At 58.9% G+C, this 18,159-nt stretch carries 9 protein-coding genes; 2 read left to right on the top strand and 7 right to left on the bottom strand.

Annotated elements, in window-relative coordinates; genetic code table 11:
• Positions 1–3: 3 nt before the first annotated feature.
• The 7 genes from LG374_RS05825 to ruvX are packed head-to-tail and all read right to left on the bottom strand — an operon-like array spanning position 4 to position 15,151.
• Entirely contained in the window at positions 4–453 is a 450-nt protein-coding gene (locus LG374_RS05825; RefSeq protein ID WP_225756809.1) for a hypothetical protein, read from the bottom strand.
• Positions 453–12,056 (bottom strand): Hpt domain-containing protein, encoded by an 11,604-nt coding sequence (locus LG374_RS05830; RefSeq protein ID WP_225756810.1) that lies wholly within the window; start codon positions 12,054–12,056, stop codon positions 453–455. Before LG374_RS05830 ends, LG374_RS05825 begins: the two co-directional genes overlap by 1 nt.
• 58 nt (positions 12,057–12,114) lie before the next feature.
• A complete protein-coding gene (locus LG374_RS05835) occupies positions 12,115–13,383 on the bottom strand; it encodes a methyl-accepting chemotaxis protein (RefSeq protein ID WP_225756811.1) in 1,269 nt (422 codons plus the stop codon).
• Between the two features lie 13 nt (positions 13,384–13,396).
• A complete protein-coding gene (locus LG374_RS05840) occupies positions 13,397–13,927 on the bottom strand; it encodes a chemotaxis protein CheW (protein ID WP_225756812.1) in 531 nt (176 codons plus the stop codon).
• Positions 13,924–14,283 carry a PleD family two-component system response regulator gene (locus tag LG374_RS05845; protein WP_006985532.1) on the bottom strand — a complete coding sequence of 120 codons (360 nt, stop codon included), beginning with the start codon at positions 14,281–14,283 and terminating at the stop codon, positions 13,924–13,926. The genes LG374_RS05840 and LG374_RS05845 overlap by 4 nt, the downstream gene beginning before the upstream one ends.
• Positions 14,284–14,295: 12 nt before the next feature.
• Complete coding sequence (locus LG374_RS05850; RefSeq protein ID WP_040389146.1) at positions 14,296–14,673, bottom strand: PleD family two-component system response regulator; 378 nt, start codon at positions 14,671–14,673, stop codon at positions 14,296–14,298.
• Positions 14,674–14,725: 52 nt separating this feature from the next.
• Positions 14,726–15,151 (bottom strand): Holliday junction resolvase RuvX, encoded by a 426-nt coding sequence (gene ruvX, locus LG374_RS05855; RefSeq protein WP_225756813.1) that lies wholly within the window; start codon positions 15,149–15,151, stop codon positions 14,726–14,728.
• 145 nt (positions 15,152–15,296) lie between these two features.
• Between ruvX and trxB the strand changes: the two genes are divergently transcribed.
• Together trxB and lpdA are read left to right on the top strand one after the other, a co-directional pair.
• Complete coding sequence (gene trxB / locus LG374_RS05860) at positions 15,297–16,247, top strand: thioredoxin-disulfide reductase (RefSeq protein ID WP_225756814.1); 951 nt, start codon at positions 15,297–15,299, stop codon at positions 16,245–16,247.
• A 56-nt stretch (positions 16,248–16,303) separates the two neighbouring features.
• Positions 16,304–18,046, top strand: coding sequence for a dihydrolipoyl dehydrogenase (gene lpdA / locus LG374_RS05865; protein ID WP_225756815.1), 1,743 nt, complete (start codon positions 16,304–16,306; stop codon positions 18,044–18,046).
• Positions 18,047–18,159 lie beyond the last annotated feature (113 nt).

An 18,159-nucleotide genomic window follows, 5' to 3' on the forward strand; every position in this document is an offset into this window, starting at 1 on the left:
GCGTCAGCTCATGGTCAGTTCGGCTTCCAGTGCCGGCAGGTTGGGAAGGATGATGTGTTTGTCGCTATCGTAGCCGCTGAATGAGACGTAGCGGGAGATGTAGCGGTGGCTGCCTTTGCCAAGCGAGGTGAGGTCGTTTGCCCCGATGTTGGCTATCTGTGGCTGGCCGTGCGCAAGGATAGCATATTGCATGAACGGCGATTGGCTGGTGACGGCCGAGACGAGGACAACGCGGAAGCTGTTGCGGTCTTCTTCTTTGCTTTCCGCCTCGGTGGTGAACAGGTCAAGCAGCGGCAGTTTGTCGGTACCAATAAGCAGGCCGCCGATGACAAATTCGCTCGCCTGGTCGATGAGCAGCGGCGGCGCGTAGGGGTAGATGTGAGCGACGATGGCCGACGGCAGGATGAGGGTTTCATGCGCCGTCGGCACGAGGGTGATGCTGAGCTGTTCCATTAGTTATCCCCCCCTTTTTTCAGCAGGAATTCCAGGGTCTGTATGAGCATGTCCTCGCTGTACGGTTTGCCGAGGTAGCCCTGCACGCCGATAGCATCCGCCCGCTCGCGGTGTTTGTCGCCGGTACGCGAGGTAATCATCACGATTGGCACGTCGGGCACGTTGCTGCCGTGGCGGACGTGCGAGGCGAATTCGAAGCCGTCCATGCGCGGCATTTCGATGTCGAGCAGGATGACGTCCGGGGTGAAGCTGTTGAGCACTTCGATGGCATCCAGACCGTCTTTCGCGGTTGCCACGTTGTAGTGGTGGCGTTCGAGCAGACGGGTGCTGACTTTGCGCATGGTGACGGAGTCGTCCACCACGAGGATGTTCGGCACGGTGACTTCGACTTCTGCCGCGCGCTGTGCGTGCAAGGTGGTGAGGTCAGCGATGCGGCGCGACAGGTCAAGCAATTCGAGCACCGGCACGACGCGTCCGTCACCGAGGATGGTGGCGCCGGAGATGCCCGGGATGTTGAGCACTTGCCGGTTGACGTTTTTGACGATGATTTCCAGGCGGTTGAGGATGCGGTCCACATGGAAGGCGACCGGGTTGTCTTCGCTGTTGATGAAGAGTACCGGGGCACCTGCTTCTTCGTCGCTGAGGGTGTACTGGTCGGGTCTGAAGTAGGCGCCGAGCACGAACTGGCGGTAATCCTTGTCTTCGTAGTTCTGGTACACGATTTCGCCGTCCACACTGCGTTGCAGGATGTTGTGGCTGACCTGGCCGATAGCTTTGATGGAGGACATCGGCGCGGCAAAGGTTTGTCCGGCGATTTCGACCAGGAGGACTTCGGCGATGCTCATCGAGAACGGCATGTTCAGGGTGAACATGGTGCCTTCGCCACGTTTGGAGCGGACGACAATTTGCCCGCGCCGCTGCTTGACCATTTCGTTGACCACGTCCATGCCGACACCGCGTCCTGCCAGTTGCGAGAGGGACTCGGCGGTGGAGAAGCCAGAGCGCAGGATGAGGCTGCTGAGATAGCTTTCGTCATCGGCGCGTTCGGGGTCAAGCATGCCTTTGGCAGCCGCTTTGTCACGGATACGTTCGTAGTTGAGGCCCTGACCGTCATCGAGCACGTCCACCGAGAGTTCGGCCGCATGCACACCAACTTTGACTTTGATGGTGCCAGTCTCGGATTTGCCGGTCGCGAGACGCGATTCCGGCGTTTCGATACCGTGCGCCAGCGAGTTACGGATCATATGTTCGAGCGCGGGCAGGATGTCTTCCAGCAGGCGGCGTTCGACTTCAACTTCGCCGCCTTCAAGGATGAAGTTGACATCCTTGCCGACGCTTTTCGCGGTCTGGCGCACCAGGCGGCGCAGTCGGGCTTCGTGGACATCGAAGCGCATCAGCTGGGTGGTGAGCAAGTGGTCCTGAATACCGCGCTGGATGATGCCCTGCTGGATGGAAAGGTTGCGCAGGGTGGTGTTGTCCTGGCTCAGGGTGTCTTGCAGGTTCTTCAGGTCATCGATGGCCTCGGAGAGCTGCCGTGACAATTGCTGGATTTCCGAGAAACGGTCCATTTCCAACGGGTCGAAGTGCAGGTCGTCCTCACCCTGTTGTTCGCGACGATAGAGCATCTGCGCTTCGGTTTCGCTGTCGAGACGGCGCATTTGCTCGGCGATACGGGTGGCAACACGGGTCAGCTCGGTGAGGTTGAATTCGGCCTCGCTGATGATGTTTTCCATCCGTGAACGCATGATGGCGGTTTCGCCGGTCATCGCGATCATTTCGTCGAGCAGCTGTGCGTCAACGCGGACGTAGCGCGGCAGGTTGTCACCGCTGGTGCTGTCCTTGCTGTCTTTTTCTTTGTCTTTCGCCGTCTCGGGTTTGTCGGCTTTCGCTTCCGGCACACCGCTGATATCGCTGCCGCGTTCTTTTTCGAGGTCCGGGGTGTGATCCGGCGGCGTATCGTGTTTGTCCGCTTGGGCTACAGGCGCTTTGTCGGCGGCTTTGCTGTCGTCGTGTGCTTTGTCGCTGTGCGCCGGAGCAGGCGTAGCGGATGATGGTGCAGTAGAGGCGGCAGCTTCGTCCGTGTGTCCGCCGCTGCTGTGGCTGCCGGCTCGGGCCGGTTCGCTGTGGGAGGCGCCCTCGCCTTTCGCGCTACCGGCTGCGCCTGTATCCGCTGCGCTCTCGCTTGGCGTTTGACCGCCTTTGCTGTCGACGCCTGCTGGTTCACCTGGCGCTTCGCTCGGCACGTTATCGGCCGTAGCTTGTTCGTCCGGTGTGCCTTCGTCTGCTCCTGCTCTGCCTTTACCTTGCGACGGTACACGGTATTGGCCGCTGTCAGCGAAGACTTTCAGCGACTCGTTGACTTCCAGCGCCGGTTGCGGCATTTCGTGACGCATGACGCTGTCGAGCATTTCGTAATGGGCGTCGAGACCAAAATGGAGCAGGGTCTTCGCCTGACGCACTTTGCCTTCGGCCAGATCAGGGATTTTGTCGATGACGGATTCCATCAGGTGCGCGGTGTCGCCGATGGCAGTAAAGCCAACCAAGCGCGCGCCACCTTTCAGGGTGTGCATGGTGCGTTGCAGTTCTTCCACCACTTCGCTCTTGCTGAAATCGTCTTCCAGCAGCTGGCTGGTGGTTTGCAGCAGTTCTTGGGCTTCGTCAGTGAAGATATCCACCAGGACCGGATCGATGTTGTCGTCAAATTCGGTCACGACCGCCACTTCTTCAACCGGGGTTTCTTCCGCCGGTTCCGGGGTGAGGTCTTTGACCTCGATGCGCGCAGCCTGTGCGGCAGCAGCCGCAGCGGCTTCTTCACGCGCTTCCTGCCGCGCCACTTCGGCGGCTTCGGCCACTTCCGGATAAGGTAGCGGTTGGTTGAGGTAGCTGTGGATGTTATTGAGTATGTACGGGTCGGTTTGCGGCAGGTAGCCGTCGCGCACGGTGTCGAGCATCAGCATGCCCTGCCACATCGCGCCGACGAGGATGCTGGTCGCTTTGCTGCTGGCTTCGGCCTGACCGCTGACGATACCGTCGATCAGTGATTCGACGCCGTGGGTGAGGTCGCCGATGGCGTTGTAACCCGCCATGCGCGCGCTACCTTTCAGGGTGTGCATGTCGCGGCGGATAGCGTCAAGGCGGCTCAACTGGTCGCGGTTTTCATCCCAGCGTTCGGCTTCTTCCTGGCTGTGGGCGAAGAGCGACATGGCCTCATCAATAAAGGTTTCCGCCAGCATGGTGTTGGCGTTCGGATCTTCGACCAGTTCGCTGCCAAGCGGATCACCACTGTACGGCAGGGCGGTTGGTTCGCTGCTGCTTTTGCCACCGCCCGCTTCACGTCGTGCATTGAGCAGGGCGTTAATGGCCTCTATCGCATCTTCTTCGTTGGCGTCTTCTTCAAAGTTTTCAATCAGGCGCGCACTCTGCCGCAGGACGGAGGCGGAACTCAGGCTGACCGGAGTGCCTTCCTGTTTGTGGGTAAGCAGCAGTTGTTCGATGGAATCAAGCAGTCGCCAGATCCACGGCGGGGCGACTTCGCTGTCGATACTGTCTTCAATGTCGTACACAGCATCGATCAGGTCGTCGATGATTTCTGGCGATTCGTTTTTATCGGCGAGTTGTGAAAGGGTATCGAATTGGTCCACCGCACGCAGGAAGCCGGCGCGGTTATTGGTCGCGCTGCCTTCGCCCGCTTTAGCGCCCTGAACAGCGCCATCCAGTCCGGGATGTTGTGCCAGCGAGGCAAGTTCACGATTGAGACGTTCGGCAGGGCTCATACCGCGCGACGGGGCAATTTGCACCACGGAAGTCGGTGTAGCCGAGATGGCGGGGCCGCCTTTACCCTGACTGTCGATGGTGGTGGCAGCCATGCCGCCCAACAGCACAGGCAGTTCGTCTTCTTCCGGCAGGGGCTCGACATCGCCAGGCACACCGGCGGTGTCAATAAAGTCGCTTGTAGCCTCGTCGGCATCAGCGGTCGGATAGATTTCGGCATCCGCCGCACTGTGGCTGTCAGCAGCAACATCGAGGAAATCGGCGGCAACGTGAGTGTGGTCGTTATGCGCATCGACTGCGGCATCAACAAAGGTGGTGGCCGGCTCTGCAGCCGGGGTGTTTTCTGCGGCCATATCGACGAAGTCGTCGTGCATGTGTTCGCTGGCAGCGGCTTTGACGACCGGCGCGTCGACGGCGGCAGCTGCATCGGCGCTGTCCTGCGACAACACCGCTTTGACCACCACTTCACCGCTTGGTTGTCCGCTACCATGCAGTCCGGCTGCGGAGAAGATTTGCGCCAGTTGCGCGCCGTCAATGCCGTCGGCGGCTAGCTGTTGCTGCACGGCATCAACCGCAGCAGCGTCTTGCGGCAATGCTTGTTTCTGCCATTGGCGTTGCAGGGTGGCGGCCAGCGCTGCCTGGGTATCGGCATCGCCGTCTTTCAGACCGCGCCGCAGCAGGGATAGCAGATGGTTGTAGCTGTCGGCTGACAGGCTATCCGGCTGGGCGGCATCGTCAGCCGCTTTGACAGCAGCATGTTCAAGGATGGCGGCGACGGTCGCGGCATCAACCTCTCCACCGAGGGAATCACTGAGTTTTTGCGCCATCGCGGCACGGATAGCCGGGTCTTGCAGAGTGTGCTGTTCCTGCCATTGCGTGCTAATGCTGGCCGCGAGCGCCTCTTGTGCGACGGCATCGTCTTTGGCCGCACCGATTCCCGCTTGCAGGGTTTGCAGCATCGCACCATAAGCGCCCTGCTTGACGCCTTGTGGCAATTCGCCCGCTTGGGCGGCGGCACGATTCAAGACGGCCTCAATGTTGGCCGCATCGGCTTTGTCGCCGAGGGCAGCGGTAAGTTGCTGGGCGACGGCGGCTCGCGTAGCGGGATCGTGCAGGGTATGCGCTTCTTGCCATTGCGCGCCAATACTGGCAGCGAGGGCTTCGGCAGCGACAGCATCGTCCTGCCCTGCGCCGATACCGGCATGCAGGGTGTGCAGGATGTCGCCGTAGGCCTCTTGCCGCACGTCTGGCGGCAGGAAACCTGCTTGCGCAGCGGCACGGTTGAGCACCGCTTCGACAGTGGCTGCGTCAGCAGCATCGCCAAGCGCAGCGGTCAGTTGTTGTGCGACGGTGGCGCGGGCAACCGGGTCTTGCAGGGTGTGTTCTTCCCGCCAACGTGCGCCAATAGCAGCAGCCAGGGCTTCCTGAGCGGCAGGATTGTCGCGGGCTTCGCCAATATCGGTGTGTAGTTTTTGCAGCACCGCGCCATAGGCGGACTGATGCACGTCCTGCGGCAGTTGTGCCGCTTGTGCGGCAGCACGGTCAAGCACGGCGACGACGGCGGTTTCTTCCATCGCGCCATCAAAAGCGGCGCTGATTTGTTGCGCAAAAGCGGCACGGGCGGCATCGTCTTGCAGGCTGTGCGCGTCTTGCCATTGTGAACCAATGGTCGCAGCCAGTACTTCCTGCGTGGTGGCATCGCTAACGTCGGCGTCAAGATGGCTGCGCAGGGCTTGCAGGATAGCGCCATAGCCGTCCTGGTTAACACCTGCCGGCAGTTGCGCGGCCTGATGGGCGGCGCGGTCGAGGATGGCGGATACGGCAGCGGTATCGGCGACACCGCCCAGCGCCGTCGCCAGTTGCTGCGCGACGCTGGCGCGAGTGGCGGCGTCTTGCAGGCTATACGGTTCTTCCCATTGTGCGCCGACGGCGGCAGCCAGCATTTCCTGCTCGATACCTTCGCCGTGGATTTCGCCGAAACGCATGCTGTGCAGCATACGACCATAGGCTTCCTGCCGCACACCTTGCGGTAGTTCCGCCGCTTGGTGGGCAGCACGGTTCAGTACCGCTTCGACATCGGCCACGTCGGCTTTGTCGCCGAGGGCGGCAGCGATTTGTGCCGCCACAGTGATGCGCGCAGCATCGTCTTGCAGGCTCTGCGGCTCTTGCCACTGCGCACCGACGGTTGCTGCCAGCATTTCCTGAGCGGCGGTGTCACTTTGCGCGATGCCAATGCCTGCTTGCAGGGTTTGCAGCATGCTGCCGTAAGCGTCCTGTCTGACGCCTGGCGGGAGAAAGCCCGCTTGCACGGCGGCGCGCTCCAATATGTGTTCGATGCTGGCCGTATCGGCTTTATCACCGAGGGCAGCGCTGATTTGTTGCGCGACGGTAGCGCGGGCGGCGGGATCATGCAGAGTGTCGGCGGTTTGCCACTGCGCACCGATGCTGGCAGCCAGCGCTTCCTGCGCGACGGCATCATCTTGCGCCGCACCAATCCCCGCTTGCAGGGTTTGCAGCATGGTGCTGTACGATGTCTGCTCGACGCCCTGTGGCAGGCCGATCGCTTGCGCGGCAGCGCGATTCAATACAGCTTCAACGGTAGCCGTATCCGCACTATCACCGAGTGCGGCACTGATTTGTTGCGCGACAGTTGCGCGGACTGCCGGATCTTGCAGGCTTTCTGCACTTTGCCACTGCGCGGCAATGCCGGCAGCGAGCGTTTCTTGGGCGGCGCTATCGCCTTGCGCGGCACTGATACCCGCTTGCAGGGTTTGCAGCATTGCACCGTAAGCAGCTTGTTCGACACCTTGCGGCAGTTCGCCTACTTGCGCCGCAGCACGATTCAGCACTGCTTCGACGGTGGCCGTGTCAGCCTGGTCACCGAGGGCCGCACTGATTTGCTGCGCGACGGCGGCACGGGCAACCGGGTCTTGCAGGGTGTGGGCTTCCTGCCACTGCGCGGCAATGCCGGCAGCGAGCGTTTCTTGGGCGGCGCTATCGCCTTGCGCGGCACTGATACCCGCTTGCAGGGTTTGCAGCATTGCACCGTAAGCAGCTTGTTCGACACCTTGCGGCAGTTCGCCTACTTGCGCCGCAGCACGATTCAGCACTGCTTCGACGGTGGCCGTGTCAGCCTGGTCACCGAGGGCCGCACTGATTTGCTGCGCGACGGCGGCACGGGCAACCGGGTCTTGCAGGGTGTGGGCTTCCTGCCACTGCGCGCCAATGCTGGCAGCCAGCGCTTCTTGCGCGACGCTGTCGCCTTGCACGGCGTTGATACCCGCTTGCAGGGTTTGCAGCATCGCGCCATAGGATTCTTGGCGTACGCCCTGCGGCAGGATGGTGGCTTCGATGGCCACGCCTCTCACGGCATCGCCTGCGGGATGTTCGCTTGGTGCCAGGCTGATGCTGGCGGCCTGTTCGTCTGCGCTGTCCGCCGTTATCTCGCTTGGCGTGAGTTGAACGCCGGCGCCGTGGGCAGCGGTGAAGCCCGCTGTTGTCTCGCTTGGCGCGGCAGCAGCTTGTTGTTGCGCCATTTTTTCGGCAACACGGTTCAGGACGGCTTCAACGGCAGCGCTGTCGGTTTCGGTTTTGCCACCGAGGGCGGCGATGATGCGTTGCGCCACGGCGTCACGGGTGGCTTCGTCTTGCAGACTTTGTTCCTGCCAGTGGGCGCTGATGCTGGCAGCGAGAGCGTCTTGCGCTTCGTCACTCTGCGCATTGCTGATGTTGCTGCGCAGGGTATCCAGCATATTGTGGTAATCGTCGGGACGGATGCCCGTCGGGATTTCCCGCGCTTTCTCGGCGGCGCGGTTCAGGACGGCTTCGACCAGGGCGCTATTTTCCTGGCCGTTACCACCGAGGACGGCAGCCATTTGTTCAGCGACGGCGGCACGGATGGCGCTGTCTTGCAGGCTGTTCTGGTTCTGCCACTGATTGCCGATGGCGGTAGCCAACATTTCCTGTACGTCGGCGCTGGAGGCGTTACTGAGGCCGGCGCGCAGGGTTTCCATCATGATGCCGTAGGAATCCTGACGCACGCCTTCCGGCAACACACTCGGCACGCGGTGCGGCACGGTTTCCAGCATGGCGTCGAGTACGGCTTCGTCGGCCACACCCTCTTCCAGCAACGAGGCTTTCAGCTGACTGATGATGGCATCACGTGTCTCGCCTTCAGTATCGATGCCCTGTTGCAGCCACTGGCGGCTGATGGTATCGGACAATACCGCCTGCATATCTTCGTCCGCCCCAGCAGCGAGGCCACGACGCAGGGTGGTGAGCATACGGTCATAGGCCTCTTGTGAGATACCCGACGGCGCGACGTGCACCGGCGCCCCGGCCATCTGCGGTACGAGACCAGGCTGCACGGGGACGGAAGCGTTACCGGCCGCATTCGCCTGGGCAAGGATATCCGAGACCCATTGCGCCTGGCCGACACTGTCACCCTTGAAAGATTCAATCAGGCTTTGCGTCATGGCGGCGCGCATGGCTGGGTCATCCATCATGCTTTGCTGCCACTGGCGGCGGATAGTTTCGGCCAGCGCTGCCTGCATATCGGCATCCGGCTCACCCATACGCAGACCGCGTTGCAGGGTGCGCAGGGCTTTGTCGTAACTCTCGCTGCCGCTGACATCGACGGCTTTTATTTCCTCTGCCGGAGTAGCGGAGGTTATATCGCTTGTCGCGTGGCTATCGCTCAGGGCGAAATCCATAGCGACGGTATCGTCGTGCTGTGCTGCGTGATGAACAGAGGCAGCGACGGTCTGCCCTGCTGCATGGTTTGCGTCGTCTTCGACGAAGGCGAAATCTATGCCGCCATGCTCACCGTCGGCAGCGGCATCGTGCCGAGCGGTTGCGGTGTGTGCTGCTGCATGACTGACGTCGTCTTCAACAAAGGCAAAATCCATGCCACCATGCTCACCATCGGCTGCGGCATCGTTGCGGTCGGTTGCGGTGTGTGCTGCTGCATGGCTGCCACCGTCTTCGACGAAGGCGAAATCCACGCCACTGTGTTCACCATCGGCAGTGGCATCGTGCCGAGCGGTTGCGGTGTGTGCTGCTGCGTGGCTTGTGTCGTCTTCAGCGAAGGCGAAATCCATGCCGCCATGCTCACCGTCAGCGACGGTATCGTGGCTGGTAGTCGCAGTATGTTCATCGGCGGGGGCGAAATCGATACCCGCACCGTCGTGATGAGTTGTTGTGGCACTAGCGGTTTCTTCAGGAGAAATACGCTCTTTTTCGACGCTGAAATCGTCTTCTGCCAGGGTGATGGTTGGTGGTTCGTCGCTGGTCGGGGTATCGAGGGCAATATCATCAAAGGCAGCCCAGTCGTCCGCAGTCTCGCTTGCCGGGGTAGTCGTAACCGCTACCGCGTTTACCGGTTCGCCGCTTGGGACGTCGCCGCCGTCAGACAAGCGCAGTTTGCGGGACAGGGCGTCCAGTGCGTCCTGTTCGCTCTGCGGCGCATCCAGCAGGGACAGGCGGACACGCTCGGCCACCAGCGCCTGCTGCAACAACGCCCCTTTGTGTTCAACAAATTCTTCGCCCTGATGCAGGACATTGAGCAGGGAAATGGCGTCGCCAACGGTGTCGCGCACCAGTGAGTTCGCCGGGTAATCTTTTTCGATAACGCGGTTAAGCAGTTGTTCGTGCTGCCAGGCAAATTCGCCCAGCGATTCGTAACCCACCGTGCGCCCCGAACCTTTCAGGGTGTGGAAGGCGCGGCGGATATCGCCGGTCAGGCGCGCATCATCTGAGGCTTCGCGCCATTGCGGATAAACATCGTTCATGGTTGCGACGATTTCCGCCAGCTCTTCGTTAAAGAATTCGCGGATTTCTTCATCCATGACGGCATCAGCATGGCTGCCAACGAAGGAGACTTTCTCGGCTGGCACATCCATCGTCTGCAAATCGTCCAGCGATTTGCTGGCAAAATAGGCGACTGCCGGTAGGGCACCGCTTGCAGCAACGGCAGCCTGCTGTCCACTGCCGGATGCGCTGGGTGCCTCGCTTGGCGCAGTTTCTGCGACAGGTGCTACTGTTGTCTCGCTTGGTGCAGTTACAATTTCTGCGACAGGTGCCATCGTCATCTCGCTCGGTGCAGTTTCTGTCGCAGCTCCTCTCGCTGCTTCGCTTGGGGCACTTTCTACCGTCGCTGTTACCCTGCTTGGCGGGATTTCTGCCGCTGCCGTCGCTGTTGCCCCGCTTGGCGGGATTTCTGCCGCTGCCGTCGCTGTTGCCCTGCTTGGCGGGATTTCTGCCGCAGGTGTAGCAGCCGTTTCCGCACCACCCGCCTGTTCTGCCGCGCCCTGTCCGGCAAGCGGCGCATTGATACCGACACCGGCGGCGTTTTGATTGACGGGAATAGCAGCGGCACTGTCACTGTGTTCCAGTTGTGCCAGCCCGGCAGCAGCCGTAGCCGGCGCCCCGGAGCCTGCGTGCGTTCCGGCCAGCATGACTGAGGGCAGTTCCGGCTCTTCCTCTTCTTCCAGTTCCTCTAGCATGGAGAAGTCGTCGTCCAGCACATCCAGTGCCGATTCCAGCACATCCTTGAATTCCTCGATGTCACCACTACCTTCTTCTTCGCCATCATCCGGTGGCGCCATGTTGGCGAGCTGGACAAAGAGATTTTTCGCCTGCGCGCTAACCGGGCAGACTTTATCGATATTGCCGACTGCTTCGGCGAGGAAGCCAACGTCATGCAGGGAGATCTTGCCGGTCTCCGCCAAATCGTTGAAGAGGTATTCGACAGCCACCAAGGCATCGATCACCGACGCATAGGTTTTCGCCAGCGTCTCGTCCTTTTGCAGGGTAAATTCGGCACAGAGCAGACCAAAATGTTGCAGCTGTGCGGCCAGTTCTTTCAGCCCGGCCAAAGCAGTAATCGCACTGTAATGCACCAGCTGCGTGGTAGCTTCCCGCCAAGGCTGCTCTTGCTTGATCGTCTCGGCATGTAGCACTTCCTTGCGCAACGCTTCAAAAAAGCGCCGCCCCAGTTTGCCGGTGTCGTGTATCAGTTTTTCAACTTCCAGCAAACGCGAATGCGCCGCTTGAGCCTGCACGGCATCACGGAAATTATCCGTCTGCCGGATCGTTTCATCATGCTCGGCATGTTTCAGAGATTCCTGCACCAGAATCATGGCCTCGGCGATATCGATCCATTGCTGCTCGGATAATTGTGCCGAGATTTGCTGATTGATTTGTTGCAATAAGGCTTGCGGCGTCTTTAATTCGAGGACGGCAAAAAAGCTAATCAGATTTTTATTGGCCTCAATAATCGTCGTCGTATTAAAAGGAGCTTCCGGATTGCGGATATATTCTTCAATTTGGTTGCGGCTGGTTTCTATAATTTCATTGATCTTGGCCGCAAGTGCCTGATAGGTTTCTTTGCTGATAAATGGTTGGGCAGCAACATGTACTGTGCCTTTATCGGCAGCGGTAATGCTTTTCACCGCTTCGGTTGCCTGGATAACCGCTTGCCGGTTGTGCTCGCTGAGATGATCAAGGCGCTCGATGTAATCAGTCAGCACCAAGAGGCCGGCAGCGAGTTCCGCCCCGTACCCGGGAAAAGCCGCATCCACGCCGTGCTGCGCCACGCCCTGACTTAAATCGGTCACACCCGCAATGATGGCGTCTGCCAAAGCAACCGCTTCGTCTTGCCCTATCAGGGACAGGCCGCCGCTGATTTCCGCAAGTTTGTCACGCAAAATCTCAATACCGCCGGATTCGGGACGTTCCAGCCATTCGATGAGTTGCCGTTTGATGGTGGCGATATTGCGCCCCATCTCATCCCGGACACGCGCCAGTAATTGATTGCCTATTTCAGTTGCCATGAAAACTCCTGTACCCGGTTAATGGCACAAAACCCAAACCATTATCGTTAAGTTATTGTTAATAGCCGACCGGCAGTTTGAAGCCGGAAACGGAATTTTTCAGTTCTTGGGAAAGCAAACTGAGGTTCTCGATGGAATCGGATGTCTTGACTACGTTTTCCGTCGTTGTTACTGCCATCTGGTTGATTTGCGCCATATCGCTGGCGATACCTTCCGCCATGGTGGACACTTTGCGCGTCGAATCAGACACTTTTTCGATAAGCGAAGCCAAAGAGGTGGAAACGTCTTCGATCTTGCTGAGTGCGGTGCCGGCTTCTTCAGCAATATTCGCGCCTTCCACCACTTCTTTGGTCGAACGTTCCATGGAAGCTACCGCCGCATTGGTATCATTCTGAATGGTCTTGACCAGACCCTCAATTCGCTTCGTCGCATTGGACGAACGCTCTGCCAGGCGTTGTACTTCGTCGGCAACAACCGCAAAACCGCGCCCCGCCTCCCCGGCCGAGTTGGCCTGGATGGCAGCGTTGAGCGCGAGGATGTTGGTCTGATCGGCAATACTCTTGATGATTTCGACGATATTGCCGATTTCCTGTGAGCTTTCGCCCAAGCGCTTGATCAGCGTGCGGGTTTCCTGAATGTTGCCACGAATGTTGTTCATACCGTTGATGGTATTACGCACCTGTTGCGCACCTTCACGCGCGATGCGCACGGAATTGTGGGCAATTTCTGCCGAATCACTGGTACTGGTGGCGACGCGGTCAAGTGAGCGCACCATGTCGCCGATAATTTTGGTGATGGTATGAATTTTTTGCGCCTGCTCGGTGGACGAACTTTGCATTTGTTCGGCAATGAGGCGTGTACTGTTAGAGGCATTGGATACTTGGGTGGAAGTACGGTTAATGGTACCGACCAATTCGCGCATAGATTCAATCGCGTAGTTAACGGAATCTGCAATAGCGCCGGTAAAGTCTTCCGTCACCTGTGCTTCAACGGTCAAATCGCCATTGGAAAATTCCGCCAGTTCGTCCATCAGACGCAAAATGGCATCCTGATCCCGCTTGGCACGAAATTCCGCTTCAGTAGAAACGTGCTGGATTTTGGAATATTGCGCATCAACAAATTTGTACCAAAGGAAACCTGCAAGGGCGGCGCATACAATCATGGCGGGCAGAATAGTGCCCAACATGCCGCCGTCACCCAGATAGATTTGAAAGAGACAAAAGAGCGCCAATGCAGCAGCGATACCCGAACAAGCCAGTGCAGCAATACGAAAAGTGTTGCCGCTATTGCCTTCAGCGGCAGTTATTCTATTTCGTGAATTCAACATAAATCACCCGATATTATTGTACATTTTGAATGAATGAAGCATCTGTCACCAGATTCTTCAAGTCGATACGCAACCATTGACGTCCATCCATAGCGGCCTGTCCATCCAGCCAATTGCGCGAGGATTGATAAGAAGAGACTTCACAGGAACGAATACCCTGAATGGCATCCACTTTCAGAATATAGCCCTGCCCTTCATTGTGCAGCACGATAAATCCGCTTCTGCCTTTGGTATTTTTCACTGCAGGATCCACAAAACGTTTGAATTCCACCACGGAAAAAACTTCCCCACGAATACCGGCCAGTCCCAACAACCAACTCGGTGTGAAAGGTAATGGCGTAATATCCTGAATAGTGGTGGATACTTCCTGCACCATTTTCATATCCAGCAGATAATTCTTATCGCCGGCGGTAAAAGCCAAATAGCTTTCGCCGATATCGTGATATTTATCGACGATCTGTTTGCGGGCTTCGGCTTTTTCCACATAGTCGCAGAGGATAGTGAATGGTGTGGTTTCCGTGCCTTTGACGTTTTCACTGCTCATATCAATGACCGGATTTGTGCCAGCAATGCTTCTTTTTCCGGCGGTTTAACAAAATATTCGCGCGCTCCGTTACGAAGCCCCCAGGCACGATCACTTTCCTGATCTTTGGTGGTCAGCATAATGACGGGGATTTCACGGGTTTCCGGGTTACGCATCAATTTACGCGTCGCCTGGAATCCGCTCATGCCGGGCATTACCACATCCATCAGAATCAATTCGGGGCGTTTCTCTTCCGCCATTTTGATGCCTTTGTCGGCAGTATCGGCCCACAGCACGCTGTAACCTTCGCTTTCCAGCATGACCCGCACGACTTCTGCTTCGGTCGGCGAATCATCCACAATCAGAATCGTAGCCATCGGGGAATTCCTTTATTTAACGTGCGTACGGATTGCGTTCAGCAATTCATCACGCGAAAAAGGCTTGGTCATAAAAAATTCCGAACCGGCAATGCGTCCGCGCGCCTTGTCGAAGATACTGTCTTTACTGGACAGCATCAGCACCGGCGTTTTTGCAAATGCAGCATTGCTTTTAATCACGGAACAGACCTGATAGCCGTCCAGACGCGGCATCATGATGTCGAGAAAAATCAGATCCGGCTTGAACGACATGACTTTGGACAAGGCGCTGAAACCGTCTTCGGCAGTAGCTACGGTGTAGCCTTCCCGGCTAAGAATGGCTTCGGCGGTTTTCCGGATCGTGCCACTATCGTCCACCACGAGCACTTTCACGGATTTATTATCAGACACGCGAACTCCTTAATTTTCGCTAATACATCGGACATAGAATAACGGATTGTCATCAAAATTGCGACGACCCCATGCTATCCCCCCGTTCTTCTGCAGCCAGCCAGTCCTCTGCAATAACCACGGCGGCCATGGCATCGACCTCTTTGGCGGCCGGCAGACGTACCCGCGCTTCGTGCGAACTCAGATATTCATCTGAAAAATACACCGGCAGGGCAAACGCCTCGCGGCATTTATCGGCCAGACGACGGATGGCGGGTGCCAGCGGATGCTCCTTGCCATCGCGCAATTGCGGCCAGCCGATCACGATGGCAGAGACCGACCATTCCGCAACCCACGCGGCAAACTGCGCCGCTTCCAGCGTCGCTGCAGGATGACGGATGACCGCGAGCGGTCGCGCTGTCGCGGTCAAAGTTTGCCCGACGGCCACGCCGGTTTTACGCTGTCCGACATCCAGCGCGAGAATCCATTTAGCAGCCACACCACCTCCCATAAAGCCTCGCAAGGCATGATGCACATTAACTTTGTGAAATGCAAGCGTAATGTTTATGCCATTTTTTATCCATGAATGGAAAAAAACGGCCCCATCCCCATATCCACATTTCCCCCATATTTAAGGAATTCCCATGATCCCAGCCAAAGTCCTCATCATCGGTTCCGGCCCGGCCGGATACACCGCTGCCGTGTATGCTGCCCGTGCCGGTCTGAACCCTATTCTCATCGCCGGCCTCGAACAGGGCGGACAACTGATGACCACCACCGAAGTGGACAACTGGCCCGGAGCGGCGCAAGGTATCCAGGGCCCGCAACTGATGCAAAACATGCTGGCGCACGCCGAACGCTTCCAGACCACTATCGTGCGCGACATTGTCACCGCCGTTGATTTCACCACCTACCCCTTTACCGTGACCACCCGCAATGACACCTACGCCGCTGAAGCCGTCATCATCGCGACCGGGGCGAGCGCCAAATATCTCGGCCTGCCTTCCGAACAGGCTTACAAAGGCCGGGGTGTTTCCGCCTGCGCCACCTGCGACGGATTCTTCTACCGCAACAAAGCGGTGGCCGTGGTCGGCGGCGGCAACACCGCCGTGGAAGAAGCGCTTTACCTCGCCAACCTCGCCGCGCACGTTACCCTCATCCACCGCCGCGACGCCTTCCGTGCCGAAAAAATCATGCTTGACCAACTGCACGACAAAGTCGCCGCCGGCAAAATCACCCTGAAGCTCAACGCCGAACTGAAAGAAGTCCACGGCGACGCAGCAGGCGTGAATGGCGCGAGCATTCACTATAAAGACGGCAGGGACGAAACCCTCGACGTGGACGGCATCTTCATCGCCATCGGCCACAGCCCGAACACTGCCCTCTTCACCGGCCAACTCGACCTCGATAACGGCTACATCACTATCCAGAGCGGCAACCACGGCAACGCTACCCAAACCTCCATCCCCGGTGTCTTCGCCGCCGGCGACGTCACCGACCAGACCTACCGTCAGGCCATCACCTCGGCGGCAAGCGGCTGCATGGCGGCGCTGGATGCCGAGCGTTTCCTGGCGCAAAAAGCCTTAGGACAGTGATAAAATCAGCCGCTGATACATTTGTTTCATTTCAGTTAACAGTGAGGTAACACATCATGGCAACCCAACCCATCATCGTCCCCGACCTTGGGGACTTCACCAACGTTGACATCATCGAAATCCTGGTCAAAGCCGGGGACAGCGTGAAAAAAGAAGACTCTCTTATCACCCTCGAAACCGATAAAGCCTCCATGGACGTGCCTGCCCCGGCAGACGGTGTCATTGCCACCCTGACCGTCAAAGTAGGCGACAAAGTCTCCGCCGGCGACACCATCGGCACCCTCGACATCGGCGGTGCTGCCGCCCCTGCCGCAGCCGCAGCTCCTGCTGCCGACAAACCCGCCGCTGCACCTGCCGCAGCCCCCGCAGCTGCCGCCAGCGGCCCCGAAGGCGCTGTGGATATGCTCGTCATCGGTGCCGGCCCGGCCGGTTACTCCGCCGCCTTCCGCGCCGCCGACCTCGGCATGAAAGTCACCCTTATCGAGCGCTACCAAACCCTGGGCGGCGTCTGCCTCAACGTCGGCTGTATCCCGTCCAAAGCGCTGCTGCACGTCTGCGAAGTCGTCGAAGAAGCGCATAGCGTCGCCGGCAGCGGCATTACCTTCGAAGCGCCGAAAATCAACGTTGACAGCCTGCGCAAACACAAAGAGAGCGTCATCAACAAACTTACCGGCGGCCTCGCCGGCATGGCAAAAATGCGCAAAGTCAACGTCGTGCACGGCACCGCCAAATTTGCTACCAGCCACGAAGTTACCGTCACTGACGACAAAGGCGCGACGCAAACCATCCCCTTCAAACAATGCATCATCGCCGCCGGTTCACGCAGCGTCAAACTGCCCTTCATGCCGCAGGATGACCGCATCATCGACTCCACCGGCGCCCTTGCCCTGCAAGACGTGCCGAAGCGCCTCCTCATCGTCGGCGGCGGCATCATCGGCCTGGAAATGGCGACCGTGTACGCCACCCTCGGCACCCAAGTGGACATCGTTGAAATGGCTGACACCCTGATGGCAGGTGCCGACAAAGACCTCGTTAAAGTCTGGGAAAAACGCAATAACCACCGCTTCAACAACATCATGACCAGCACCAAGACCGTCGCGGCTACCGCTGAGAAAGACGGCATCCACGTCACCTTTGAAGGCACCCAGGCACCGACCGAGCCGCAAGTGTACGACCGCGTCCTCGTCGCCGTCGGCCGCACCCCGAACGGTCACCAGCTCAACCTGGACGCAGCCGGTGTGTACGTCAACGAGCGCGGCTTCATCAAAGTGGACAAGCAAATGCGCACCACCCAGCCGCATATCTTCGCTGTCGGCGACATCGTCGGTCAGCCGATGCTGGCGCACAAAGGCGTGCACGAAGCCCACGTCGCCGCGCAAGTCGCCGCCGGCGATGCCAACAGCTTCTTCGACGCCCGCGTCATCCCCAGCGTGGCCTACACCTCGCCGGAAGTCGCCTGGGTCGGTGTGACCGAACTGCAAGCCGCTGCGCAGAACCTCGACGTGCGCAAAGCCGTCTTCCCCTGGGCTGCCTCCGGCCGCGCCCTGGCTAACGGCTGTGACTACGGCTTCACCAAGCTCATCATCGACAAAAACACCGACCGCGTCGTTGGCGGCGCCCTCGTTGGCCCAAGTGCAGGCGACATGATCTCCGAACTGGCACTAGCCATCGAAATGGATGCCACCGTTACCGACATCGCACTGACCATCCACCCGCACCCGACCCTCGGCGAAAGCATCGGCATGGCTGCCGAAGTGGCCGAAGGCACCTGCACCGACCTGCCGCCGCAGAAAAAATAACGCCGTGGCATAACAAAAAGCCCCCATCTGGGGGCTTTTTTGTGGTCAAGCGGCATCATTACTGAGCCTGCCAAGCGGGATAAACCCTGGGTTTGCGAATGGCCGCCAAGCGG

The organism is Cardiobacterium sp. Marseille-Q4385 (genome assembly GCF_916618745.1).
Lineage (GTDB): Bacteria > Pseudomonadota > Gammaproteobacteria > Cardiobacteriales > Cardiobacteriaceae > Cardiobacterium.

What these genes read in the sequence shown, in the direction of transcription:
- LG374_RS05835 (WP_225756811.1), bottom strand. Translation starts at nt 13,383, where the DNA reads ATGTTGAATTCACGAAATAGAATAACTGCCGCTGAAGGCAATAGCGGC.
- LG374_RS05840 (WP_225756812.1), bottom strand. Translation starts at nt 13,927, where the DNA reads ATGAGCAGTGAAAACGTCAAAGGCACGGAAACCACACCATTCACTATC.
- LG374_RS05830 (WP_225756810.1), bottom strand. Translation starts at nt 12,056, where the DNA reads ATGGCAACTGAAATAGGCAATCAATTACTGGCGCGTGTCCGGGATGAG.
- LG374_RS05825 (WP_225756809.1), bottom strand. Translation starts at nt 453, where the DNA reads ATGGAACAGCTCAGCATCACCCTCGTGCCGACGGCGCATGAAACCCTC.
- lpdA (WP_225756815.1), top strand. Translation starts at nt 16,304, where the DNA reads ATGGCAACCCAACCCATCATCGTCCCCGACCTTGGGGACTTCACCAAC.
- trxB (WP_225756814.1), top strand. Translation starts at nt 15,297, where the DNA reads ATGATCCCAGCCAAAGTCCTCATCATCGGTTCCGGCCCGGCCGGATAC.
- LG374_RS05845 (WP_006985532.1), bottom strand. Translation starts at nt 14,283, where the DNA reads ATGGCTACGATTCTGATTGTGGATGATTCGCCGACCGAAGCAGAAGTC.